The organism is Marinobacter sp. V032 (assembly GCF_052645435.1).
Genome location: NZ_JBQXYE010000001.1, coordinates 591,505 through 614,742, shown reverse-complemented (window position 1 = coordinate 614,742; position 23,238 = coordinate 591,505). Strand labels below are relative to the sequence as shown.

18 protein-coding genes are annotated in these 23,238 nt (G+C 55.4%); 5 read left to right on the top strand and 13 right to left on the bottom strand.

Annotation, left to right across the window (positions count from 1 at the left end; genetic code table 11):
- Positions 1-52: 52 nt before the first annotated feature.
- From ACUN9X_RS02840 to ACUN9X_RS02810, 7 genes are all read right to left on the bottom strand, one after another.
- The gene (locus tag ACUN9X_RS02840; RefSeq protein ID WP_260039148.1) at positions 53-847 is read right to left on the bottom strand and encodes a ParA family protein; all 795 of its coding nucleotides are present in this window, start codon (positions 845-847) and stop codon (positions 53-55) included.
- A 17-nt stretch (positions 848-864) separates the two neighbouring features.
- Complete coding sequence (rsmG, locus tag ACUN9X_RS02835; protein WP_260039150.1) at positions 865-1,497, bottom strand: 16S rRNA (guanine(527)-N(7))-methyltransferase RsmG; 633 nt, start codon at positions 1,495-1,497, stop codon at positions 865-867.
- A 5-nt stretch (positions 1,498-1,502) separates the two neighbouring features.
- Entirely contained in the window at positions 1,503-3,386 is a 1,884-nt protein-coding gene (gene mnmG, locus ACUN9X_RS02830; protein ID WP_260039152.1) for a tRNA uridine-5-carboxymethylaminomethyl(34) synthesis enzyme MnmG, read from the bottom strand.
- Between the two features lie 315 nt (positions 3,387-3,701).
- Positions 3,702-5,582 (bottom strand): MFS transporter, encoded by a 1,881-nt coding sequence (locus ACUN9X_RS02825; RefSeq protein WP_445472129.1) that lies wholly within the window; start codon positions 5,580-5,582, stop codon positions 3,702-3,704.
- A gap of 122 nt (positions 5,583-5,704) precedes the next feature.
- Positions 5,705-8,854: an efflux RND transporter permease subunit gene (locus ACUN9X_RS02820; RefSeq protein ID WP_260039156.1), complete on the bottom strand. Its 3,150-nt coding sequence runs from the start codon at positions 8,852-8,854 to the stop codon at positions 5,705-5,707.
- Between the two features lie 3 nt (positions 8,855-8,857).
- Complete coding sequence (locus tag ACUN9X_RS02815; protein WP_445472128.1) at positions 8,858-9,955, bottom strand: efflux RND transporter periplasmic adaptor subunit; 1,098 nt, start codon at positions 9,953-9,955, stop codon at positions 8,858-8,860.
- 60 nt (positions 9,956-10,015) lie between these two features.
- Positions 10,016-10,588 (bottom strand): DUF3833 domain-containing protein, encoded by a 573-nt coding sequence (locus tag ACUN9X_RS02810; RefSeq protein ID WP_445472127.1) that lies wholly within the window; start codon positions 10,586-10,588, stop codon positions 10,016-10,018.
- Positions 10,589-10,950: 362 nt separating this feature from the next.
- Here ACUN9X_RS02810 and ACUN9X_RS02805 point away from each other — a divergent pair, with 362 nt between their 5' ends.
- The 3 genes from ACUN9X_RS02805 to ACUN9X_RS02795 all read left to right on the top strand — a co-directional run bounded on the left by ACUN9X_RS02805 (position 10,951) and on the right by ACUN9X_RS02795 (position 14,172).
- Positions 10,951-12,771, top strand: a complete 1,821-nt coding sequence (locus tag ACUN9X_RS02805) for an acyl-CoA dehydrogenase C-terminal domain-containing protein (protein WP_445472126.1) — start codon at positions 10,951-10,953, stop codon at positions 12,769-12,771.
- Positions 12,772-12,987: 216 nt separating this feature from the next.
- Positions 12,988-13,629, top strand: coding sequence for a hypothetical protein (locus ACUN9X_RS02800; RefSeq protein WP_445472125.1), 642 nt, complete (start codon positions 12,988-12,990; stop codon positions 13,627-13,629).
- Positions 13,630-13,632: 3 nt separating this feature from the next.
- On the top strand, positions 13,633-14,172 hold the full coding sequence (locus tag ACUN9X_RS02795) for a hypothetical protein (RefSeq protein ID WP_445472124.1): 540 nt from the start codon (positions 13,633-13,635) through the stop codon (positions 14,170-14,172).
- 101 nt (positions 14,173-14,273) lie between these two features.
- Here ACUN9X_RS02795 and ACUN9X_RS02790 read toward each other — a convergent pair whose 3' ends face one another.
- From ACUN9X_RS02790 to rpmH, 6 genes are all read right to left on the bottom strand, one after another.
- On the bottom strand, positions 14,274-15,020 hold the full coding sequence (locus ACUN9X_RS02790; protein ID WP_445472123.1) for a substrate-binding periplasmic protein: 747 nt from the start codon (positions 15,018-15,020) through the stop codon (positions 14,274-14,276).
- A gap of 319 nt (positions 15,021-15,339) precedes the next feature.
- Positions 15,340-16,701 carry a tRNA uridine-5-carboxymethylaminomethyl(34) synthesis GTPase MnmE gene (gene mnmE, locus ACUN9X_RS02785; protein WP_445472122.1) on the bottom strand — a complete coding sequence of 454 codons (1,362 nt, stop codon included), beginning with the start codon at positions 16,699-16,701 and terminating at the stop codon, positions 15,340-15,342.
- Positions 16,702-16,833: 132 nt separating this feature from the next.
- The gene (yidC, locus tag ACUN9X_RS02780) at positions 16,834-18,561 is read right to left on the bottom strand and encodes a membrane protein insertase YidC (RefSeq protein ID WP_445472121.1); all 1,728 of its coding nucleotides are present in this window, start codon (positions 18,559-18,561) and stop codon (positions 16,834-16,836) included.
- A gap of 4 nt (positions 18,562-18,565) precedes the next feature.
- A complete protein-coding gene (gene yidD / locus ACUN9X_RS02775) occupies positions 18,566-18,862 on the bottom strand; it encodes a membrane protein insertion efficiency factor YidD (RefSeq protein WP_445473170.1) in 297 nt (98 codons plus the stop codon).
- Between the two features lie 21 nt (positions 18,863-18,883).
- Entirely contained in the window at positions 18,884-19,258 is a 375-nt protein-coding gene (gene rnpA, locus ACUN9X_RS02770) for a ribonuclease P protein component (RefSeq protein WP_260039174.1), read from the bottom strand.
- A 19-nt stretch (positions 19,259-19,277) separates the two neighbouring features.
- The gene (rpmH, locus tag ACUN9X_RS02765) at positions 19,278-19,412 is read right to left on the bottom strand and encodes a 50S ribosomal protein L34 (RefSeq protein WP_260039175.1); all 135 of its coding nucleotides are present in this window, start codon (positions 19,410-19,412) and stop codon (positions 19,278-19,280) included.
- An 845-nt stretch (positions 19,413-20,257) separates the two neighbouring features.
- Here rpmH and dnaA point away from each other — a divergent pair.
- Both dnaA and dnaN read left to right on the top strand, forming a co-directional pair.
- Positions 20,258-21,718: a chromosomal replication initiator protein DnaA gene (dnaA, locus tag ACUN9X_RS02760; RefSeq protein WP_260039177.1), complete on the top strand. Its 1,461-nt coding sequence runs from the start codon at positions 20,258-20,260 to the stop codon at positions 21,716-21,718.
- Between the two features lie 164 nt (positions 21,719-21,882).
- Positions 21,883-22,986: a DNA polymerase III subunit beta gene (dnaN, locus tag ACUN9X_RS02755; protein WP_260039178.1), complete on the top strand. Its 1,104-nt coding sequence runs from the start codon at positions 21,883-21,885 to the stop codon at positions 22,984-22,986.
- The last annotated feature ends 252 nt before the right edge of the window (positions 22,987-23,238 follow it).

The window sequence follows — 23,238 nt, the reverse complement described above, 5'->3', positions numbered from 1 at the left end:
TTTATAAGTGTTTTCGAAGAAATGTTATGGCCGTAGCCCGGGAAATAAACCGTCAGACCGCAACCGGTCGAGCCGGACGCTGCTGACCGTTGCGCCGGACCATTTCACCGGCCAGCGCCAGATAGGCAATGGCACCTTTTGACGCACGGTCATACTTGAGCGCCGGCAATCCGTAGCTGGGCGCTTCCGCCAGCCTGACATTGCGGGGGATCACCGCCTTGTAGACCTTATCACCAAAATACTCGTTGAGCTGCGAGGACACGTCGAGGGTCAGACTGTTGCGCGGATCGTACATGGTGCGCAGGATGCCTTCGAGCACAAGCTCGGGGTTCACCGTCTCCTGGATCTGTTCGACCGTGTTCATCAGGGCTGCCAGTCCTTCCAGAGCGTAGTATTCGCACTGCATCGGAATCAGCACGCTATCGGAAGCTGACAGGGCGTTGACGGTCAACAGGTTCAACGACGGAGGGCAATCCACCAGAATATAGTCGTAGCGGTCACGCACACTGTTAAGCGACAGTCGCAGACGGTGTTCGCGACCGATCTCGTTCATCAGCTCGACTTCCGCAGCTGTCAGATCACCATTGGCAGGCAAAATATCGAAACCGGAGGCTTCAGCCGGAATAATGACATCCGCTGCTGTCTGGCGCTTGGTCAACACATCATAGCCGGACAAGGTGAGCGCATTCTTGTCGATGCCACTGCCCATGGTCGCGTTGCCCTGGGGGTCCATATCCACCAGTAGCACCCGGCGCTTTGTCGCACTCAGGGAGGCAGCCAGATTCACGCAGGTGGTGGTTTTACCCACTCCGCCTTTCTGGTTGGTCACCGCGATGACTCGCGCCATGGTTTACCTCCTGTGTGTTAAACGCGATCAATGATAAGCAAGTGACGGGCACCTTCACAACCGGGCACCGACAACCGGATATCGTCCTTTACCTGCCATTGAGCGGGTAACCGGGCAACCTCCTCTTCCGGAAACTGGCCTTTCATCGCCAGAAAATGGCCCGTTGGAGCGAGTAGATCGCCGCACCAGTTGACCAGATTTTCCAGTGCCGTGAAAGCACGACTGGTAATCTGATCAAACGGCTGTGCCGGCACGAAATCCTCCGCCCGGGCATGGATAACCTCAACGTTGAACAGCTTCAATTCCAGCACGCACTGCTTGAGGAAACGGGTTTTTTTGCTGTTGCCATCCAGTAGTGTGAACTGACGATCAGGACAGACGATGGCCAGCGGGATACCGGGAAGACCACCCCCCGCGCCTACATCAAGTATGCGGTCCGCCTGAATATGCGGGAGTACAGACAGGCTGTCCAGCAATTGCCGCGATACCATTTCGGCAGGGTCGCGCACAGCCGTCAGATTGTAGGCCTTGTTCCATTTTTGCAGAAGTGCGAGGAACGCCAGCAACCGGGACCGAGTTGCCGCGTCAAACGACAATCCCAGTTCAGTCAGTCCGGACGCCAACTGGTCCGGCCATTTTGGGTCTGTCATAAGTCTTACGCCGACTGCTTGCGCAACAGGTCCCGTTTCTTGAGATGCACCAGCAACTGAGAAATCGCAGCGGGTGTAACACCCTGAATCCGTGATGCCTGGGCCACGGTTTCGGGCCGCACCTCGCCAAGCTTCTGCTTGATCTCGTTCGACAGGCCACCGATGGACTGGTAGTCGATATCAATCGGCAGGGGCAGGTTTTCGTTGCGACGCAAGCGATCAATTTCCGCTTCCTGGCGTGAAATATAACCCTCGTATTTCACCTCGATTTCCACCTGTCCGGCAACGACTTCTTCCGCATGCTCACCGCTAATCTCAGCGACGTGCGCATAATTGATTTCCGGACGGCGTAGCAGATCGGCCAGCGTGTGCTCGCGGTGAAGCGGCTTCTGGAGATACTGATCAGCGATTTCAGCCTGGGGCGTTTTCGGGTGCACATGGGTATTGTCGAGACGGCTGCGCTCAGCCTGAATCGCATCCCGCTTGGCATTGAAGTGCTGCCAACGTGCCTCGTCAACCAGTCCCAGTTTCTGGCCCACATCGGTCAGACGCAGATCGGCGTTATCTTCACGCAGGATCAGGCGGTACTCCGCCCGGCTGGTAAACATGCGATAGGGCTCGGACGTGCCCATGGTGATCAGGTCATCTACCAGCACGCCCAGGTAGGCTTCATCACGACGCGGATACCAGGCGTCTCTTTCCTGCGCCCGCAGTGCGGCATTGACACCCGCCAGCAGCCCCTGGGCACCTGCTTCCTCGTAACCCGTGGTGCCATTGATCTGGCCGGCAAAATACAGACCACCAATAAACTTGGTTTCCAGCGTATGCCGCAGATCCTGAGGATTCAGGTAGTCGTATTCGATGGCATAGCCCGGACGGGTAATGTGGGCATTTTCAAAACCGGGAATCGAGCGCACGGCTTTGAGCTGAATATCAAACGGCAGACTGGTCGAAATGCCGTTGGGGTATAGCTCGTTGGTGGTGAGCCCTTCCGGCTCGACGAAAATCTGGTGCGAATCCTTGTCGGCAAAGCGATTGACCTTGTCTTCAATCGACGGGCAATAGCGCGGGCCAACGCCTTCGATTTCACCGGCAAACATCGGCGAACGATCGAAACCGCTACGGATGATGTCGTGGGTTTCTTCAGTGGTACGCGTGATATAACAGCACACTTGCTCGGGATGCTGCTCACGGGAGCCCATGAATGACATCACGGGCGTCGGGCTATCACCCCACTGCTCCTGCATCACCGAGAAATCCACGGTACGACGGTCGATGCGCGGCGGCGTGCCGGTTTTCAGACGACCGACGTTGAACGGCAGCTCGCGTAATCGCTGCGCCAGCTTGATCGCCGGGGGATCACCGGCGCGACCACCGGAATGATTCTGCAAACCGATGTGGATAACGCCACCCAGAAAAGTCCCGGTGGTGAGCACTACGGTTTCGGCATTGAACTGAATGCCGGTCTGAGTGACAACACCCCGCACCTGATCGTTCTCGACAATCAGATCATCAGCGGCTTGCTGGAAGATGGTGAGGTTTGGCTGATTTTCCAGAATCTCGCGGATTGCAGCTTTGTACAGCACCCGGTCAGCCTGCGCGCGCGTCGCACGAACCGCAGGCCCCTTGCGTGAATTCAGGGTGCGGAACTGGATACCCGCCAGATCAGTGGCCAACGCCATAGCGCCACCCAGCGCGTCAATTTCCTTGACCAGATGGCTCTTGCCAATGCCACCAATGGCAGGGTTGCAGGACATCTGGCCCAGGGTTTCAATATTGTGCGTCAGCAGCAGCGTGCGGGAACCCATGCGCGCCGCCGCCAGGGCAGCCTCGGTACCGGCATGGCCGCCGCCGATTACGATTACGTCGAAACGATCAGGGAATTCCACTCTACACCTCTGGGACACAAAGAAAACGGGCGCAAAGTATACCGTTTATATCAGTGAAATGCAGTGGCGATGGATATTTTTTAACCAGCGACAGGCAGCGATCTGAATTCGATGAGCCGGATATAGAAAAAAGCTGCAATGTCAGTTGCTTGTAGCGGTATCCTGAGAAAAGTTTTCAATAAAGTTATCCACATCACTGATCACTTCAAAATGGACTTTTTATTTACGTAACCTTTTGATTTTTAATAAAACATAAAAACATATTCAAGGGATACCCCAAGGTTATCCCTGAACTTATCCACATTTTAAACCGTTTCAGAATCGCAGCGCGCTCAACCGCCGAACTTCACCTTCCAGACCCTTTGCTGTGACCCGTTCAGGTGGCCAGGGCGCGCTGGCCGCCAATGTGATCCGGGACCAGAACCGATGCGGAAGATGGGTGCCCGCAGGCCCGCCCTTGTGACTAAAGACGCTGCCCCAGAGCCCGCGAAGTGCCATCGGCACGACCGGCACCGGTGTCTGGGCCACCAGCGTCTCGATACCAGAGCGGAATTCATCGATCTCGCCGTCTGTCGTGAGTTTGCCTTCCGGAAAAATACACACCAGATGCCCCGCTGCCAGCTCGTCGGCAATACTGGCCATCGCTGCTGCGTACACTTCCGGTTTTTTGCTGCGGGGCGCAATGGGAATGGTCTGCGCCAACCGAAACAGCCATCCCAGCTGCTTTGAATTGAATATACGATCGTCCATTACAAACCGCACCGGACGCCGGATAGCGCCGCCAATCACCGGCGCATCCATATAGGACACGTGATTGCACACCAGCAGAGCCGGTCCCTCTTCCGGTATCAGCTCCAGCCCTTCATGGTGGACGCGGTAAAGGGTGTGAGACAGACACCAGATGATGAACCGCAGCGCGAACTCCGGCACCTGATGATAGATAAACGCAACCACCACCAGATTGGCAATCGACAGCACCAGAATGAATTCCGGAATCGATAAACCAAAAGGCCCCAGCAACAACATGCCGACCAGTGCGCTTGCCACCATAAACAAAGCATTGATCACATTCAGGCCTGCAATCACCCGGGCCCGCTTGCGTGGCACGGTTTCCTGTTGCACGAAGGCATAAAGCGGCACGATGAACAGCCCACCAAACAGGCCAACGCCGAACAGATCGATAAGAATGCGCAGTCCCGCCGGATCTGACAGCATGAACCACCAGTCGGAAGCAGCTGGCGATGATGGCACGCTGAAGTACAGATCAATACCGAACAGACTCAGGCCCAGCGACCCCAGCGGTACGATACCCAGTTCCACCCGATGGCCCGACAGCCGCTCACATAACATTGAGCCCAGCGCGATACCGACAATGAACGTGGCCAGCAGGACGGTCACAACGGACTCGTCGCCCAGCAGATCCATTCGGGCGAAGTTGGGAAACTGGGTGAGATAAGCGGCGCCGAGAAACCAGAACCAGGAGATCGCCATGATCGCCAAAAACACAGCATGGTTTTCCCGGGTCAGGATGATCAGGTTCCGGGTTTCCCGGATAGGCGACAGGCGCACCACCAGATCTGGTGCTTCGGCTTGCACATGGGGAATGGCACGGGCCGACAGATAGCCCAACACCGCCATGACCACCACCCCTGCAGCGGCGACCTGTGCTGCGTTTTCCAGCCCCATTGCCAACCCGGCCGCCAGTGTACCCAGCAAAATGGCGACGAAGGTTCCCGTTTCAACCAGTGCGTTACCGCCAATCAACTCATCCTGCACCAGCACCTGAGGCAGGATTGCGTATTTCACCGGGCCGAAAAATGTCGACTGAACGCCCATCAGGAAGAGCAGCACAAACAACGCCTCGTACCAGCCATACCAAAGTGCCGGAGCCGCCATCAGCATTATCACCACTTCCGCCAGCTTGATACGGCGGATGATCATCGACTTCTCACACTTGTCGGCAAGCTGCCCGGCAACACCGGAAAACAACACGAAGGGAAGAATAAACAGGCCGGCGGCCAGGTTGACCGCCATATTGACCGGCAAGCCCATAACCCCTGCCGTTGCGGAATAGGCCATCAGCAACAGCAGCACATTCTTGTACAGATTATCGTTGAATGCGCCTAAAAACTGGGTCAGAAAAAACGGAAGAAAACGACGCTTCTGAAGCAGTCGGAACTGACTGTCCTGAGACATGGAATAGTGTCCTTACCCGCAAGATTCTAGATTCCTTGAAGTGGCGGGATTTTCCGTTAACCCGGTGCGACAGGCAAGTGTGTCGCACCGGGAGACCAGCGCACTGCTCCTGACCGCGCTGATTATTCTTTCCGAAATGGGCTTCCTGTTTCGGTGGTTGCGTCCATGCCAACACCACGCTGCTGATCCAATTGCTGGCCTAATTCCCGTTCTACGGCGTTGGCCGATTTGGCGAATCGCGCGATCAGGTTGTAGAGCACGGGGATAATAAACAGCGTCAGGGTGGAGGCGAAAATCAGACCGCCCAGCACTACCACGCCGATAGCCGCACGGCTCTCGGCGCCAGCGCCGGTTGCGATCACCAGCGGAACGGCACCAAAAATGGTGGAGATTGTGGTCATCAGTACTGGCCGGAAACGCAGGATGGCGCCTTCAACAATGGCGTCATGCACGCTGTAGCCTTCATCCCGCAGCTGGTTAGCAAACTCGACGATCAGGATCCCGTTCTTTGCCATCAGGCCAAGCAGCATGATCATCCCGATCTGGCTGTAGATGTTGATGCTGATCCCTGTCATCGCCAGTGCCAACAAGGCCCCGGTGATCGCCAACGGCACTGATAGCATGATAATCAGCGGGTGAATCCAGCTTTCAAACTGCGCCGCCAGCACCAGGAACACGATAACGAACGCCAGCGCAAAGGTGACGTAGATGGCGTTGGAGGATTCCTGGAACTCCCGACTCAGGCCCTTGTAGCTGATCCGCGCTTCCGGCGGCAAGTTATCCACAGCCAGAGTATTGAGGTAATCCAGTGCTGATCCCAGATCATAACCCGGCGCCAGCGAGCCACTGATAATCACGGCCGGCAGCCGGTCTATCCGGCGTAAATCCGGGTTGGCGCCGATTTCTTTGGTGTCCACCAAAGCGCCGAGCGGAATCAGATCACCGCCGTCCCGCGGCCGCAGGAAAATATTGCTGAGATCACTGGGAGTCGCCCGATCTGCATCGGCAGCTTGCAGAATGACATCGTATTCGCGGCCACGGTCGATGTAGGTTGTCACCTGACGGGAGGCGAGCATGGTCTGCAGGGTCAGCCCGATGTCTTCGACCGTCACGTCCAGGTCTGCGGCGCGTTCACGATCCAGCGTAACCTGCAACTCCGGACGGGTCAGCTCGAAGTCGGTGTCCAGATTCTGCAGGTTCGGGTTGTCTTTGGCGCGCTCCAGGATTTCCTCGCTCCACGCCTGTACGGTTTCATAGTCAGGACCGCCGATCACAAATTCGATAGGCTGATTAAAGCCTCGCTGCCCCAGCCCTGGCGGGTTCACTGCAACAGCCCGGACACCCGGCACGTCGGCAAGCAAAGGGAAGAGTTTTGCAGTGAGATCCTGCTGCTTCATCTCCCGCTCATCCCAGTTTTTCAGCCCCAGAATCAGGAACCCCCGGTCAGCTTCGTCACGGAAGCCCACAATCGACAGCTGCCGGTCCACTACGCCAGAGTCCAGATAAGGCTTGAGCTGCTGTTCGATCTGCCGCACATGATGGTCGGTGTATTCCACCGTGGCACCGCGGGGTGCCGTGGCCGGCATGATGATAATGCCCCGGTCTTCGGTGGGCGCAAGCTCCTGCGGCAGGCTGGGGAAAATGACCGCTGCAAGCAGAATACCGGCCAAACCGATCCCGAGTAGCAGGCCTGGCTGACGCAACGAGAACCGCAGCATGCGCTCGTAGCCCCGGTTAAGGCTATTGAACCCGCGCTCGGTAGCCGCCCATAACCGATGGCCTTCGGCCGATACCGGGCTGTGGTGCAGCCATTTGGAACACAGCATGGGGGCCAGCGTGAGCGCCACAATACTGGATACAATCACCGCGCTGGCAAGGGTAAATCCGAATTCGCTGAAAAGGCGGCCTATGTTGCCCCCCATAAATGAAATGGGTACAAAGACCGCCACCAGCGTCAGGGTGGTGGCAATCACAGCAAACGCGACCTGACGGGCCCCATGATAGGCCGCCAGCAGCGGCGGCTCACCGTTGTCGATCCGACGCTGGATGTTCTCCAGCATCACGATCGCATCATCCACTACCAGACCGATGGCCAGGATAATCGCCAGCAGCGTCAGTACGTTGATGGAGAACCCCATAATGCCCAGCCCGACGAACGAGCCTATCACCGATACCGGGATGGTCACCGCCGGAATCAGGGTAGCCCGCCAGGAGCGCAGGAATACGAAAATCACCAGAATCACCAACGAGATGGCAATTGCCAGGGTGATCATCACTTCCTTGATGGACGCCCGAATGAAGATAGACTCGTCGTAGTTCTGGCGAATCGACACTTCCGGCGGCAAGGTCTCGCGGATCTGCTCCATCTCCGCCTGCACCCGGTCAGAGACCGCAACCGTGTTGGCCTTGGACTGACGGATAATGCCCATTCCGATTGCCGTGCGGCCATTCGCCCGCAACCGGCTGGTATCGGACTCGACCCCCATCACTACGTTGGCCACTTCCCCCAGCCGCAGCAGGTTGTTGCCGTCCCGACGCACCACCAGGTTGCGGAATTCCTCCACATTGGACAGCCGACCTTCGGCCCGCACCGTAAAGTCCCTTGATGTGGACTCAATTGACCCTGCCGGTAGTTCCACGTTGTTGGACCGCAGGGCACTTTCCACCTCTGCAACAGTAATGTCCCGGGCTGCCAGCTTTTCGCGGTCCAGCCAGACCCTTATCGCATAGCGGCGCTCGCCGCCTATCTGCACGTCAGCCACCCCATCCAGGACAGACAGCCGATCAGCCAGCACCCTTTCGGCGAAGTCACTGAGTTGGGCGCTGTCCCAGGTGTCGCTCTGCAGCGTCACCCACATCATCGGGCGGGCATCGGAATTGGCTTTGCTGACAACCGGGGGATCCGCTTCTTCGGGAAGCTGGTTCAATATGCGGGAAACCGCGTCCCGCACATCATTCGCGGCCACATCAATATCCCGGGAAGTATCGAATTCGATTGAGGTGCGTGATTCGCCCTGTTCGGTACTGGATTCGATTGACCGAATCCCCTCAACGCCACTGATAGCGCCTTCAATCACCTGGGTAATCTGGGTATCCACCACTTCCGCAGCGGCACCGGTATAGTCAGTCGAGATCGACACTTCGGGAGGGTCGATATCCGGATACTCCCTTACCGGCAGGCCCCGCAGAGCGGCGATGCCGAATACCAGAATCAGCAAACTGATAACCGTGGCAAAAACGGGGCGCTTGATTGAAATATCGGAAAGAATCACCCGTTAGCCCTCCTGGCTTTGTTGCCAGTCGTCGCCAAGCAGGGAATCGTCGCTGTCCAGAACGGTCACCGGGTCCCCGCTACTGAGCCGGTCCTGACCGGTCACAATAACCGCATCATCCCGGGTCAGGCCTTCAATCACCTCAACCTGACCAGGCTCTCGGGTGCCCAGTTTCAGCAGTTGCCGGCGCGCCTGTCCGTCCACCGCCACAAACACATACTGGCTATCTCCGCGGGTTAACACGGCCTGCTCCGGAATGACCAGGGCATCCCGGGTATCAAGCGTCAGCGACACGGCCATGAACAGGCCCGGACGCAAACGGCCATCTTCGTTTTTGATGACTGCTTTGACCGGCAAGGTGCGGCTCAGGGAATTCAGGCGCGCTCCCATCTCCGATAGCTGGCCTTCAAAGCGCTGATTCGGAAAGGCTGACGTCAGGCCGCTGAGTGGTTGACCCAGCTTGACCTGCCCCAGATAGCGTTCGGGGATCGAGAAAGTCAGCTCCATCGGGTTCACGCTGTCCAGGGTGGCAACACTGTCACCCACGTTGAGATAGGCCCCGGTACTGACCTGGCGAAGACCGACCACTCCGGCGAAGGGTGCTTCGATGCGATGATTGGCAAGGCGGATTTCTGCTGCAGACTTGAGGGCTTCCGCTACCTGCATAGTGGTGCGCAGTTCATCGACCTGGGATTCGGAGATACTGTTTCGGGAAACCAGCCGGGAAGCGCGGTCATACTGGGTTTTGGCATCCTTCAACTGAGCCTCGGCAACCCGAAGATCTGCCCGGGCCTGGCGATCATCCAGCTGCACCAGTAACTGACCTTTCTTGACGGGCTGGCCTTCGGTGAAGTTCAACTTGACGATACGCCCATTTACCTCGGCCGTGATCATCACTTCCTCACGCCCCTGCAAGGTGCCAACAGATTCGACCACATCGTGCACACTGGTCATCCGTGGATGCACCACATTGACCTTCCCGGCGGGCCGCACCCTCTGCTGCTGCGCTGTTGCCTCGGCCTGTTGCTGCCACCACAGCGCAGCCGCCCCGCCGCCTGCCACGACCAGCACCAAAAAGCCTATCAGGAGCTGCTTGCCCATTACCCTTTCCACCCTGAAGCGACCGGATATGTCTGCAATCCGGTTGTATGTCAGCGCCCGCTACCGGGCCGTTGTGTCACGCTGGATAACCAGTACCAGCTCACCTACCGTGACACCCCATTTACTCATCTCGGTCTGGTTGATCACCGTGTCTGCAGTCGTTGCGAACATCCAGTCATCCATCCGCACATCCAGAGTGTCGTCACCATAAGGGATGCGCAGTACATAATTCATATGAATCGCGTTACCACGCCATTCCATGAAGCCGGGTTCCACCACGTCACCGGCAGTAGCCTTCAGGCCGTTGCCTTCAGGTGTCAGGGTCCAGGTGCGGGTCTGAACTTCACCGTCGTCAAAGCGGAACTCTTCATCCAGAGTGCCCACACCATCGGCATCCCAGCGGCCGGTAAGATCCGCCTCGAAGGTGCGAATCACCTCACCGCTGTAATCCCTGACGATCCCCTGTGCGGTCAGTTTGCCGTCAAAAAAGGCTTGTGGCGTCAGCTGCGGGCCTTTGTCCTGATAGTCTGAAAGCGTCGGCCCGGCGCAGCCTACTAATAATACGCCTATCGAAATTACCCCGATAAGGGTCTGTAAACCAGTCTGAAATCGCTGAAACAAACGTCTTTGCATGATTTTTACACTCGTGGTTCGAAGGGTTAAACATCAGGAAACAGCCAAAGGCCGGAAAAGTAACCGGGCCCACTGTGAACTACGCCCCTTCACAGCAGGCGGACCAGCGCCGGCGTTTCATTCCAGCCAGTAGCAATTAAGCCTGTCTTTACAAACCCGCCAACCGAAATGGCATAACAGGCTGCCAACGCCTGCCCGGCAGCGCACCGTCATTTGAGCCAATTGGCTTCTTCGACAGACCCCCAGGCGGTTTTCGTCAATGGCAGCTCCCTCGCTTTGCCGTAAAACATAACCCAACGCCAATGCCTGAATAGCGACATGCTGATCAGGCCGGGCCAAACAGAATGAATCGAGGTTCCCGTATGCCAACGTACAAGGCGCCCCTGCGCGACATGACATTTCTGCTTAATGAGGTGTTCGACTATCCCAGCCACTATGCATCGCTGGCATCCGGTGAGAACGCAACACCAGACATTGTGGATGCCATCCTGACTGAGTGCGGCAAGTTCTGCGAAGAAGTCCTGAGCCCGCTCTATCAAACCGGTGACGAAGAAGGCTGCAAACTGGAAGACGGAAAGGTCACCACACCGAAGGGCTTCAAGGCAGCCTACGATCAATATGTGATGGGCGGCTGGCAAGGCCTTTCTGCGCCGGAAGAAGTCGGGGGTCAGGGACTGCCCGCGTCCATGGGGCTGCTGAAACAGGAAATGATGGGCACCGCCAACTGGTCGTTCAGTATGTATCCAGGCCTGTCATTGGGTGCCATGAATACCATTCAGTTGCATGGCGACGACCAGCAGAAACAAACCTATCTGGTACCGCTGACTGAAGGCCGCTGGGCCGGCACCATGTGCCTGACCGAGCCCCAGTGCGGTACCGATCTGGGCCAGGTTAAAACCAAAGCAGAGCCTCAGGGCGATGGCAGCTACAAGATCAGCGGCACCAAGATTTTTATCTCGTCCGGTGATCATGACCTGACTGAAAATATTGTGCACATTGTACTGGCACGTCTGCCGGATGCACCCAAAGGCACCCGCGGCATTTCACTGTTCATTGTGCCCAAGATCAAGGTCAATGACGACGGCAGTCTGGGTGAGGCCAATGGCGTCAGCTGTGGCAGCCTGGAAAAGAAAATGGGCATCAAGGCATCTGCTACCTGCGTGATGAACTTTGATGATGCCACCGGCTATCTGATCGGACCTGAAAATGAAGGCCTGAACTGCATGTTTACCTTCATGAACACCGCCCGTATCGGGACCGCCATCCAGGGCGTCGGTCCGGCTGAATTGTCGTACCAGTGGGCACTTGAATATGCCAAGGACCGCCGCTCCATGCGGGCCCTGTCCGGCAAAAAGGACGCCGATCACGTCGCAGACAGCCTGATCCATCACGCCGATGTACGCCGCATGCTGCTGACCCAGAAAGCCATTGCAGAAGGTGGCCGGGCGATGCTCTATGACGCCGCTCGACTGGCGGATCACATGGTCGAAGGGCATCTATCCGGCGACGAGAAGAAAGCCAATGCTTACGACGACAAACTGGGCTTCCTGACGCCGATCCTCAAGGGGTTCCTGACCGAGCTGGGCTTTGAAGCCGCCAACCACGGCATGCAGGTTTTTGGTGGTCATGGCTACATCCGCGAACACGGTATGGAACAAATCGTACGGGACACCAAAATCGCAACGCTTTATGAAGGCACCACCGGTATTCAGGCACTCGACCTGCTGGGCCGAAAAGTGATGCTGGCAACTCAGGGCGGGGCGGTACGGGACTTCACCCTGCGTATTTCCAATTTTGCCCGCAAACACCTGGCCAACAAACAGGTACGCCCCCTGGTATGGGAGCTGCTGAAGCTGGCTGCGCAATGGAATGTGCTGACCCTGCGCCTGATGCTGGCCGCTCGCAAAGATCGCGACGTCATCAGCGCGGCGGCTCATGACTTCCTGATGTTCAGTGGCTACGTGACCATGGCGTACATGTGGGCACGCATGGCGGTTGTCGCCTCAGACAAACTGGAAAATGGCGGTCAGGAATCAGAGGCTTTCTACAAGGCCAAGCTGGCAACCGCGGAATTCTATTACGAGCGCCTGTTGCCCCGGGCCCAGTCCCACGCCACCAGCATGCTGTCACCCACGCGCAATCTGATGCAGCTGGATGCAGACGACATGGCCTTCACCGGCTAGCGCTTTCCCTATTGACCGTTCTCCAGGGTTCCCGGCTTCGGCCGGGTTTTTTATGGATAGGGCCTGCACCGCCAACCGTTAGTGCTGCTATTTCAGGAATGTGACTTGCCCCTGCACCGTACACCCGCTAAATAATGCCATAATCAAAGCATTCAGCGGCGCGGGTGCATTACCTGTTCCGGGGTTATCCACAACACCTGACTGTAAGGACACTTCATGAAAAGCGCTTACCGGTACCTGATATCACTCGTCATCGTGGCCACCGCATTGATAGCCACCGGTTGTATGACATCCAGTTCCACAGAAGTCACCGATCGCCAATCGTCAGTTTCCGGCGATAAACAATATGAATCCTTGCTGGTTCTGGCCGTAACGGCCAACCGGGCCTACCGTGATGCGACTGAAAAGGCGCTGGCCGACAGCCTGATCGACCGGGGTTTCCGGGTGTTTCGACTGCCCGGCGATTCGGCCGAACTGCCATGGGATGACAAAGCCGCGATGAAAGCGCTGGTAAGCAAGCAGGCCAAAGCCGGCAAGACCGACGGAGTGCTGGTTGTCACGCTGGTGCGGCGGGAAGATGAGAAAAACTATGTGCCCACTCAGGTGGTCCAGCGCCCTGTCAGTGTTGGCATCGGGACCCAGGTCAACAACTACATGCAAACCACCGTTGAGCCTGGCTACTACAATGAGAAAAAAGTCTTCGTTCTGAAAACCACACTTTATGATGTCGAGACAGAACAGGCGGTCTGGGAACTCTATTCCAATACGGTTAACCCGGCATCACTCAGCGCCGGAGCCCATGACTTTGCTGCTGCGGTCGCCGAAGTACTTTCTGATGACGTCAAACACGGCGAATAATCCATGAAATCTATGCATCTCCCCATTGCCAACTGCGTCCTCGGTCTGACACTAAGCGGTTGCAGCGCCCTGCAAACCGCTGAACCCGGGACTGACGACAGCTGCGGAGCCCTTCAGCAAACAATCGAGAGTTACGATACCGGCTTTGAGAATCTGCGAGGCAAAGCCAGTAACTTCAATGCACTGACGCTCTACCGCGCAAAGCAGGAAATCGTGAAAGGACGCTGCGAAATATGGGCCTGGGCGAACACGGACTCAGCTTATGTGTGCTCGCTCAAAGCGCCCGATGACGAAGTGGCGAGGAAGCGCTTTGATACGGTATCGGCGCAGGTAAGCGAATGTCTGGGACCAGACTGGCAATCGGAGACCTTCGAACGTGACCGGAGCGGTGATGATGCCGGATACGGTATCCGCTTCACTCAGCCCGGGCGGGATGTGGTGGTGTCGGTGCACACGGTGGTGATTACCAAAGGGCCAAGCACCAAACGTTCCAACGACCTCTATATTGGCAGTCCCGGCCGGCTGGCGAACAGCGCACAGTGAGTAATTAAAGCGGTCGGTTTTCTGTCTTGCCTCTGTGCCGGATCCGCGCGCTGCTGATCCGGCACAGAGGAACACCGTTAAAATACCACCGGTGACAGACTTTACAGGCCGTACTTGTCTTCAATTGCCTCGTACATGCCAGACGCCTTTACCTTCTCCAGTGCCTTGTTGAGTTCATCAATCACTGGCTGAGGTGTTTCCGGGTTCATCGCCAGATAAAGTTCTGTCTGGTTAAACGAGTAAACCGGAACAAGGCCTTCCACATCCTGCTGGGAGGCAAAATAGGGGCCTGCCAGACGATCGGCGATCCACAATTCAATCTGTCCCAGCTCCAGACGCTTGGGATTCAGATCATCACTGTCGATCTGGGATACCGTATAGCCACGCTTGACCAGATACTCGGTCATCACGTCACCCCGATAGCCCCCAATCTTCTTATTTTTGGCGTCCTCCAGCTCATCCATCTTGAAGGTGGTGTCTTTGGGCCCGAAAATTGTCCACAGGTTGGTCGTCAAAGGACCGACCCACTTGAACTGGGGCGCGCGGTCTTCAGTGTAGGTGGTGCAGAAAATCCCGTGATTGGGTTTGTCCAGTACCCGCTTGTAGCCGTAATCCCAGTTCCGCAGCTTGATCGCATAGTCGAGCTTGGTGTGGGACATGATGGCTTTCACCATCTCGGTACACAGGCCATCAATCTGATCACCATTGTGCTCGAACGCCCGGCCGGACGCACTCATGTTATAGGGAGGGAAGTTCTCGGTGTAAAAATAGAGCTTGTCTGCCGCCTGGCTGCCAACGGGCATTGCCAGAGAAAGGGCCAGCAAGCAAAGAGCTGTCACTTTGCGCATTGTTAGATCATCTCCATGCGGTCTTTGTTTGTCGCGGATCACACCGATCCGGATTTATAAGCCGTCAGAAAGTCTACCCTAATGCAAAGCCTTGATACGCCTGATTCGCTGTTCCTTTTTGTAAAGCTGGCTTCTGTAAGCTTTTGAATAAAAAGTGAATTCGCGTTCACTTTTACATTCTGTCATCTCGAATGTCGGGTTCGGGCCCGGGTTCGATCTATTTCGGAGTACCGGACCCAACAAAGAGCCCTGCATCCGGGATCCCGCCATACACAGTACCAGCCCGGAAGATAACTCGCAGGCCCATGAATTAACCCTGTTATTTCCCGATGCAGAAACTGCTGAAAATCCTGCCCAACAGGTCATCCGGCGTCATGGCACCGGTTATCTCGCCCAGTGAATCCTGCGCCATGCGCAGATCCTCGGCCAGCAGTTCGCCAGCACCGAAGCCTTCGAGCTGAGCTTTGCCCTGGATCAATGATTCCCGCGCCTTTTCCAGGGCATCCAGATGCCGTCTTCGGGCCAGAAATCCCCCTTCCGTGGTACTTGCGAAGCCAATGCATTGCTTGAGGTGATCACGCAATATATCCAGCCCGCTGGCAGACTTGGCGGCCAGTCGGATAACCGGCGCAATCGCGTTATCCACAAGCCCGACGGCTTCGCCGGACAAATCCACCTTGTTGCGGATAACCGTCACCGGTGCCGATTCAGGTAGCCGGTCGATAAAGTCAGGCCAGATGGCGTGAGGCTCGGTTTCCCGGGTCGTACTGGCGTCGACCATTAACAAAATTCGGTCGGCCTGCTCAATCTCGTTCCAGGCCCGGGCAATACCAATTTGCTCGACTTCATCGGGACTGTCTCGCAGACCGGCAGTATCAATCACATGCAATGGCATACCATCAATGTGGATCTGCTCCCGCAGAACATCGCGGGTTGTTCCTTCAATTGCCGTGACAATAGCCGCCTCGCGACCCGCCAGGGCGTTAAGCAAACTCGACTTTCCAGCGTTGGGTCGCCCGGCGATGACGACTCGCATGCCATCACGCAGAATCGAGCCCTGCTGGGCTTCAGCCAGAATGATATCGAGATCGGACATGATGATGTCGAGATCGCCTGCGACTTTGCCATCAGCCAGGAAGTCGATTTCCTCTTCAGGAAAATCTATCGCCGCTTCGACATAGATACGCAGATGAGTCAGCGCGCCAACGAGTGCATCGATGCGGGTGGAAAAAGCCCCCTGCAGGGAGCGAAGGGCACACCGTGCAGCCTGTTCCGAACTACTCTCGATCAGGTCAGCAATGGCTTCGGCCTGGGTGAGGTCCATTTTATCGTTCAGGAATGCGCGTTCTGAAAACTCGCCTGGACGCGCCAGCCGTGCGCCCTGATTGCAGACTTCCCGTAACAGCAAATCAAGAATGACCGTGCCGCCGTGGCCTTGTAGCTCAAACACATCTTCGCCGGTAAATGAATGCGGGTTGGGAAAGTAAAGCCCCAAGCCTTCATCAATGATATCGCCGTTTCCGGCCGTAAAGGGACCATAGTGCGCATAGCGTGGGCGCGGCTCAAATCCGAGTAGCTGTTTGGCAATCGGAAAGGCAAGGGGGCCGGAAATACGGATGATACCCACACCGGCACGTCCGGGCGCGGTCGCAATGGCGGCGATTGTATCGTTGGTCTTCATGGCGCAATCATTCCCGTGTGTTCGATAGTCATAACAGGTCGTGTCTGGTTTTCTTGCAGACCAGCAGAATGGATATAATCCCGGCCCACAACGAAACAGGGCTCCCTGAGGAGCCCTTGAATCATTTACCGGTCAGGATTTCTTGGCGTCAACATCCGCCTGAATCTTGCGGGTAATGTACCACTGCTGGGAGATCGACAGGATGTTGTTGACCAGCCAGTACAGTACCAGACCTGCCGGGAACCAGAGGAAGAAGACCGTGAAGATCAGCGGCATCATCTTCATCACCTTGGCCTGCATCGGATCCGGAGGTGTCGGGTTAAGACTCATCTGGATGAACATACTCGCGCCCATCAGAATCGGCAGAATGAAGTAGGGATCCATAACCGACAAATCGTGAATCCACAGGAAGAAGGGGGCATGCCGCAACTGCACGCTCTCGAACAGAACCCAGTAAAGGGCAATGAACACCGGCATCTGCACAAGAATTGGCAGGCAGCCACCCAGCGGATTGATCTTCTCCCGCTTGTAGAGCGCCATCATTTCCTGCGACATACGCTGACGATCGTCACCGTACGACTCTTTTAGTCGGGCAAGCTGAGGTGCAACCGCACGCATGCGGGCCATCGAACGGTAACTGGTGGCCGAAAGTTTGAAGAACAGCGCCTTGACCGTCATGGTCAACAGGATAATCGCGACACCCCAGTTACCCACAAGGCTGTGGAACCAGTTGAGCACGATAAACAGCGGTGTGGCGATAAAGAACAGGAAACCAAAGTCGACAGTACGATCCAGGTTAGGGGCCACCGCTTCGAGGCGATCAATAATCTTGGGACCCACATAAGCCCGCGCGCCTACTTCCGCCTGCTGGCCGGGCTCAACGGTTGTTGCGCCTTCGACAAATCCCATCACATTCAGGTTGTTGCGCTGAGTGCTCTGATAAACATGGGATGAACCATCATCGGGAATCCAGGCACTCAGGAAATAGTGCTGCAGAAATGCAATCCAGCCGCCTTCGGCTTTGGTACTGATCGGATTTTCCTTCAGATCATCAAAGCTGAATTTTTCGTAGGTATCGTCTTTGGTGCTCAGCACCATACCGAGGAATGCCTTTATCCCCAGGCTTTGCTGGGCTGTGGGGTCGCCGCTGTTATCACGCACGATCTTGCCGGCAAAATTGCCTTTCCAGACGGCATCCGACTGGTTATCAATCAAGTAACGGACGTCAATTTCGTAGCTGTCACGCTCAAGGGTATAGCGTTTGGTGACCTTGATACCCTTGTCACTGGTAAAGACCAGATCTGCTGTCAACTTATCCGCGCCTTCGGCGAGCTCGAAGCTGGTGGCCTGTGCCTGATAGGTGGGCGCAGGTCCATTACCGGATGCGTCAAAACCATCGCGGCCAATTAATCCGCTTTCAAGAACATAGGTGCGGATATTGTTGTTCTGAAGCAGCTTGAGAGGGGCAGGATTATCCAGGTTTTCCTTGTAATCCAGCAGCGAGGCTTCAGTGATATTACCGCCGGCAAGACTGATCTTCAGCTTCAACACGTCGGTTGTCAGCGTGACTTGCTGACCACCGTTTTTCCCGGTATCAGTCGTCACAGTACCGCTCTCTACCGCGGTATCGCCGTGATCTTCCGGTGTAGAGAACTCAGAACCAGCCGCTGAACCGGATGTTGTCGGGTCAGTCTTTCCACCCTGGGTCAGTGAGGGGGTGTCACTGCCAGCTTCATTCTGTTGTGCCGTTTGGGCAACGGGTTGGGAAGGTGTCTGATGGTAGTCTTCGTTCCAGGCGAGCACCATCATGTAACTGACGATGGCCAGGCCTATCCAGAGGATTGTTCTTTGAATATCCATAGGTTCAACGTGTCGGCTGATTAGAATGTTTGGAACAGTGTGGGTGAATCCCGCCTTTTGCTGACGCTTCGGACGGCTGCTGATCGCAGTGTCCGGGTACGGGGTCGTAACCACCGACACACCAGGGGTGACAGCGTAACAGGCGTTTTATAGCGAGATAACCGCCGCGAAGGATACCATGCCCCTGAATTGCTTCCAGTGCATAAGAAGAACAAGTGGGGTGGTAACGGCAATGGCTGGCCATCAAAGGACTGATAGCGTACCGGTAGAACCGGATGGGGAGAAGCACGAGCTGTCGCATCATGTGATCCGGTACCCCTGGTTAGCCGGACGCCGCATCCGCTTTCCGTGCTTTGCGTCGCAAGCGCTGCCACAAATCCTCGAGAATACCGTTGACGCTGGCGTTCTCCAGGTCAGCTAGACCCTGTCTGCCCATCACAATGATATCCATTGGAGGCAGATCGGACTGTAGGCGAAAGGTTTCCCGTACAGCACGCTTGATCCGGTTGCGTTGTACAGCAAGCCTGAGATTTTTCTTTGAAAATATTAATCCGACTCTGGCATGGCCCCGGTCATTAGGTGCCGCAAGAATCAGAAAATGCCGGTGTGGAACCCGCACAGAAACATGATCGAAAACCCCGCTGTAATCGCGGGGTTTTAATAATCGTGCCTGCTTTGGAAACGTCAGCACCGGCATTCAGACCTATCAGGCTTGATCAAGCTGACAGGCGTACACGACCTTTGGCACGACGGCGGGAAATGATCTTGCGGCCGTTAGCAGTTGCCATGCGGGCACGGAAGCCGTGAACGCGCTTACGCTTCAGTACGCTGGGTTGAAACGTTCTTTTCATGATATCGATCTCACACTCGGGTGTATTGAAAACAAATTCTGTCAGTTGTTCACCGTTGCGAGCTGTACTTGCCGGTCGAATACGAACGGCCCGGCGGGCTCTCAACTAGTCAAAAAATGAACAGTCAAAATAGGAGCCGGATTCTAGACAAATCCTGACCCGAATTCAATCGTTACCTGCACGAGTACGCGGATTTACTCAGCAAGTGGTTTTTCAGCGGCTGGGCTGCCGACCGGGGAAAGATCTGACCATGGCAAAAAGTGAGCTGAATCCCTAACAGCAATAATACTCTTTTAAGTTTTTAAAGAATGTATAAATGCTTACTACTGTTACTGTTAGAGAGCCTGTTTTCTGTGTGTAAGGTTAAATTTATCATCTAAACCAGTTGGTTATGGAAATGACAACTGCGGTGACAAACCCCGTTGAGCTCTGGGGATAACTGATCGACGGATTGGGGATAAACCAGCACTCCTTGAATGAGATGAGTTATGCATCGATTCGCACTCAGCTTGTTCACAGGCAGACAGGGGGTGTTTACACAAGGAGCTGTGGAAAACTTTCTTTATCTGAATTTCTGTACACAAGGCTGTAGTTAAGTCAGTAATTGAATGATTTTTATATATAAAGTTATACACACCCTGTTTATGGAATGGTTCCGAGGGCTTTTTTTGAGTTCTGTGAGGGCGTAGAATAACCGGCTATTCGGTCGTTGGGTTCGATCCGGAGAGGGTGTCATTGCTCTATCCGGGTTTAAAAGCGCGTGTGCTTGGAATTGACAACAATAACCGCAAATTCCCATTTCCTATCCTCGTCAAGGATTGCTTACGCATTGGAGGCAGGCTGTCGTGCCGCAAACAATCTGGCATCAGTGTCTAGAAGTACTCCGGGACGAATTTCCGGCTCAGCAGTTCAATACCTGGTTGCGCCCTCTGCAATCCGAACATCAGGACGATCAGCTGATGCTGTTTGCACCCAACCGTTTTGTTATGGATTGGGTAAACGAAAAGTATCTGCGACGTATAGAGGAAGTGCTGAAGGATCTTCAGGGCGGACAGGCTCCCCGCATTAATATGCGCGTCGGTTCAGCAACTGCGGCCCGGGATATGGTGCAGCGTTCTCAGACAGCAAACGTCGAGTCAGGCCGTCAGGACGATACCGGGCCTGTCAGTGAGGAAGAGAAGGGCGTTGCCGCAACGGTTGTCGATCGTCAGCCCCGACGTGAGGTGTTATCGTCTGCTGCGGCCTCCAGGCGTCGTAATGTCCAAGTTGAAGGTGACATCAAACATCAGAGCTTTCTCAATGAGAGCTTCACCTTTGACACCTTTGTTGAAGGCAAATCGAACCAACTGGCTCGAGCGGCGTCCATGCAGGTAGCTGAGAACCCGGGTGGAGCCTATAACCCCTTGTTCCTTTATGGCGGTGTGGGTCTGGGTAAAACTCACCTGATGCATGCTGTGGGCAACGAGATCGTTCGCCGCAACCCTCGCGCCAAGGTGGCCTATCTTCGTTCAGAGCGTTTCGTTGCGGATATGGTCAAAGCGCTGCAGTTGAACGCCATCAACGAATTCAAACGTTATTACCGCTCTGTTGATGCACTGTTAATAGATGATATCCAGTTCTTTGCCCGCAAAGAGCGTTCCCAGGAAGAGTTTTTCCATACCTTCAATGCATTGCTTGAGGGCGGCCAGCAGGTCATTGTCACGTGTGACCGGTTTCCGAAAGAGATTTCGGATATGGAAGAGAGACTGAAATCCCGTTTTGGTTGGGGCCTTACAGTCATGGTAGAGCCGCCTGAACTCGAGACCAGGGTAGCCATCCTGATGAAGAAGGCCGAGCAGACCAATGTGAGGCTCAGTAGCGAAGCGGCTTTCTTTATTGCTCAAAAAATACGTTCGAATGTGAGAGAGCTAGAAGGCGCGCTACGTTTGGTGATAGCGAATGCTCACTTCACGGGACAGGAAATCACCCCTCCGTTTATACGTGAAAGCCTGAAGGATCTGTTGGCGTTGCATGAAAAGCAGGTCAGCATCGACAACATTCAACGCACCGTGGCAGAGTATTACAAGATCAAGGTGGCGGATCTTCACTCCAAGCGCAGAACCCGGTCAGTGACCCGGCCCCGGCAAATGGCCATGTCGCTGGCGAAGGAATTGACCAACCACAGCCTGCCTGAAATTGGCGATGCGTTTGGTGGTAGGGATCATACGACGGTGTTGCACGCCTGCAAGAAAATAGTTGAATTGCAGGGTACGGATACGAATATCCGAGAAGATTATCAGAACTTCATGCGACTACTGACAACCTGATCGGAGCGCATAAAAGCAGGTATACGATAGCGGTGATACCGGTTATCCGCCTCCTGTGAATAAAAATCAGAGATCGGTCGTTCGCTCATCATTTTAAACGATGGCCTACGGCAGCAGGTTTGCGTAACAAAACACTTAACATTCACTAGCAGATTCCGAGTGCCATGAAACTGACCATCAGCCGAGAATCCCTACTGACACCCCTCCAGGCTATTGCGGGCGTTGTCGAACGCAAACAGACCATGCCTGTGCTGTCCAACGTGCTATTGGTGGCCGAGGACAACACGCTCACCCTGACCGGCACCAATATGGAAGTGGAACTGGTGGGACGGATCGTGCCGGTGCATGTTGATCAACCGGGGCGTATCACCGTACCGGCCCGCAAACTGTCTGATATTTGTCGGGCTTTGGGTGACGAAGCGCCAATCGAGCTCAACCTCGAAGGCGACCGGTTGCACCTGCGTTGCGGCGCCAGTCACTTTACCCTGTCGACTCTGCCAGCTGAGCACTTTCCGAATGTTGAGGATGATGGCGAGAGTTTCAGGCTTGAGGTGACGCAAGCTGATCTTCGCAACATGCTGGATGCAACTGCGTTTGCTATGGCGCAGCAGGACGTCCGCTATTACCTGAATGGTTTGCTGCTGGAAGTAGATGCAGAGCATCTGCGTGTGGTGGCAACGGATGGTCACCGGTTGGCCATGTCCAACACAAAGTTGGCCACCGGTATCAGTGATCCGCGCCAGGTGATTGTGCCTCGCAAGGGTGTTCTCGAACTTGCACGCTTGCTGGATGATGTTCAGACACCCGTCACACTGGTATTTGGTGATAACCACCTGCGGGCGACTGTTGGTGCCTACACGTTTACTTCCAAGCTGATCGAAGGCAAGTTCCCGGACTACAACCGGGTCATCCCACGCGGGGGTGACAAGGTGATGCTGGCTGATCGGTCGACGTTGAAAAATACGCTTCAGCGCGCGGGTATTCTGTCGCACGAGAATATTCGGGGTGTCAGGCTGAACCTGGCGTCGGGAGAACTGCAGATCTTCGCCAACAACCCGGATCAGGAACAGGCGGAAGACGCACTGGCTGTGGATTACCAGGGCGAAGCATTGCAGATCGGGTTTAACGTGGGTTACCTGGTCGATGTGCTCAATGCGCTCGACGAAGAGCAGGTCAAAATCACACTCTCCAACCCCAACAGCAGTGCATTGATTGAGGCCCAAAATGACGACAGCGTGTTGTACGTCGTCATGCCGATGAGACTGTAAGCTATCAATAGCGTTCACAGCGAGCCCTGGCTCAGTCTATCCGCTGTGGATAAGTGATCAGAGAGTGATTCGATGCCTGGTGATATTGCCGGGCATTTGTTTACTGTAATGTATCAATTGATGCGGCGATGTGTGGTTGTGCTGCCGTGTATTTATCGAAACCGTGTTTGTCAGGGCCGGCCCGTACTGCGGATTTAAGGGCTCGTGATAGTTGCCGATCCTGCTTGCGCCCGAATGGATATCGAGAGGTTA

Coding starts and splice junctions, on each gene's coding strand:
- mnmE (WP_445472122.1), bottom strand. CDS start 16,701: ATGAAGACCAACGATACAATCGCCGCCATTGCGACCGCGCCCGGACGT.
- rsmG (WP_260039150.1), bottom strand. CDS start 1,497: ATGACAGACCCAAAATGGCCGGACCAGTTGGCGTCCGGACTGACTGAA.
- yidD (WP_445473170.1), bottom strand. CDS start 18,862: ATGCGACAGCTCGTGCTTCTCCCCATCCGGTTCTACCGGTACGCTATC.
- ACUN9X_RS02805 (WP_445472126.1), top strand. CDS start 10,951: ATGCCAACGTACAAGGCGCCCCTGCGCGACATGACATTTCTGCTTAAT.
- ACUN9X_RS02840 (WP_260039148.1), bottom strand. CDS start 847: ATGGCGCGAGTCATCGCGGTGACCAACCAGAAAGGCGGAGTGGGTAAA.
- ACUN9X_RS02815 (WP_445472128.1), bottom strand. CDS start 9,955: ATGGGCAAGCAGCTCCTGATAGGCTTTTTGGTGCTGGTCGTGGCAGGC.
- ACUN9X_RS02810 (WP_445472127.1), bottom strand. CDS start 10,588: ATGCAAAGACGTTTGTTTCAGCGATTTCAGACTGGTTTACAGACCCTT.
- rnpA (WP_260039174.1), bottom strand. CDS start 19,258: ATGCCGGTGCTGACGTTTCCAAAGCAGGCACGATTATTAAAACCCCGC.
- rpmH (WP_260039175.1), bottom strand. CDS start 19,412: ATGAAAAGAACGTTTCAACCCAGCGTACTGAAGCGTAAGCGCGTTCAC.
- ACUN9X_RS02825 (WP_445472129.1), bottom strand. CDS start 5,582: ATGTCTCAGGACAGTCAGTTCCGACTGCTTCAGAAGCGTCGTTTTCTT.
- ACUN9X_RS02795 (WP_445472124.1), top strand. CDS start 13,633: ATGAAATCTATGCATCTCCCCATTGCCAACTGCGTCCTCGGTCTGACA.
- dnaN (WP_260039178.1), top strand. CDS start 21,883: ATGAAACTGACCATCAGCCGAGAATCCCTACTGACACCCCTCCAGGCT.
- yidC (WP_445472121.1), bottom strand. CDS start 18,561: ATGGATATTCAAAGAACAATCCTCTGGATAGGCCTGGCCATCGTCAGT.
- ACUN9X_RS02800 (WP_445472125.1), top strand. CDS start 12,988: ATGAAAAGCGCTTACCGGTACCTGATATCACTCGTCATCGTGGCCACC.
- ACUN9X_RS02790 (WP_445472123.1), bottom strand. CDS start 15,020: ATGCGCAAAGTGACAGCTCTTTGCTTGCTGGCCCTTTCTCTGGCAATG.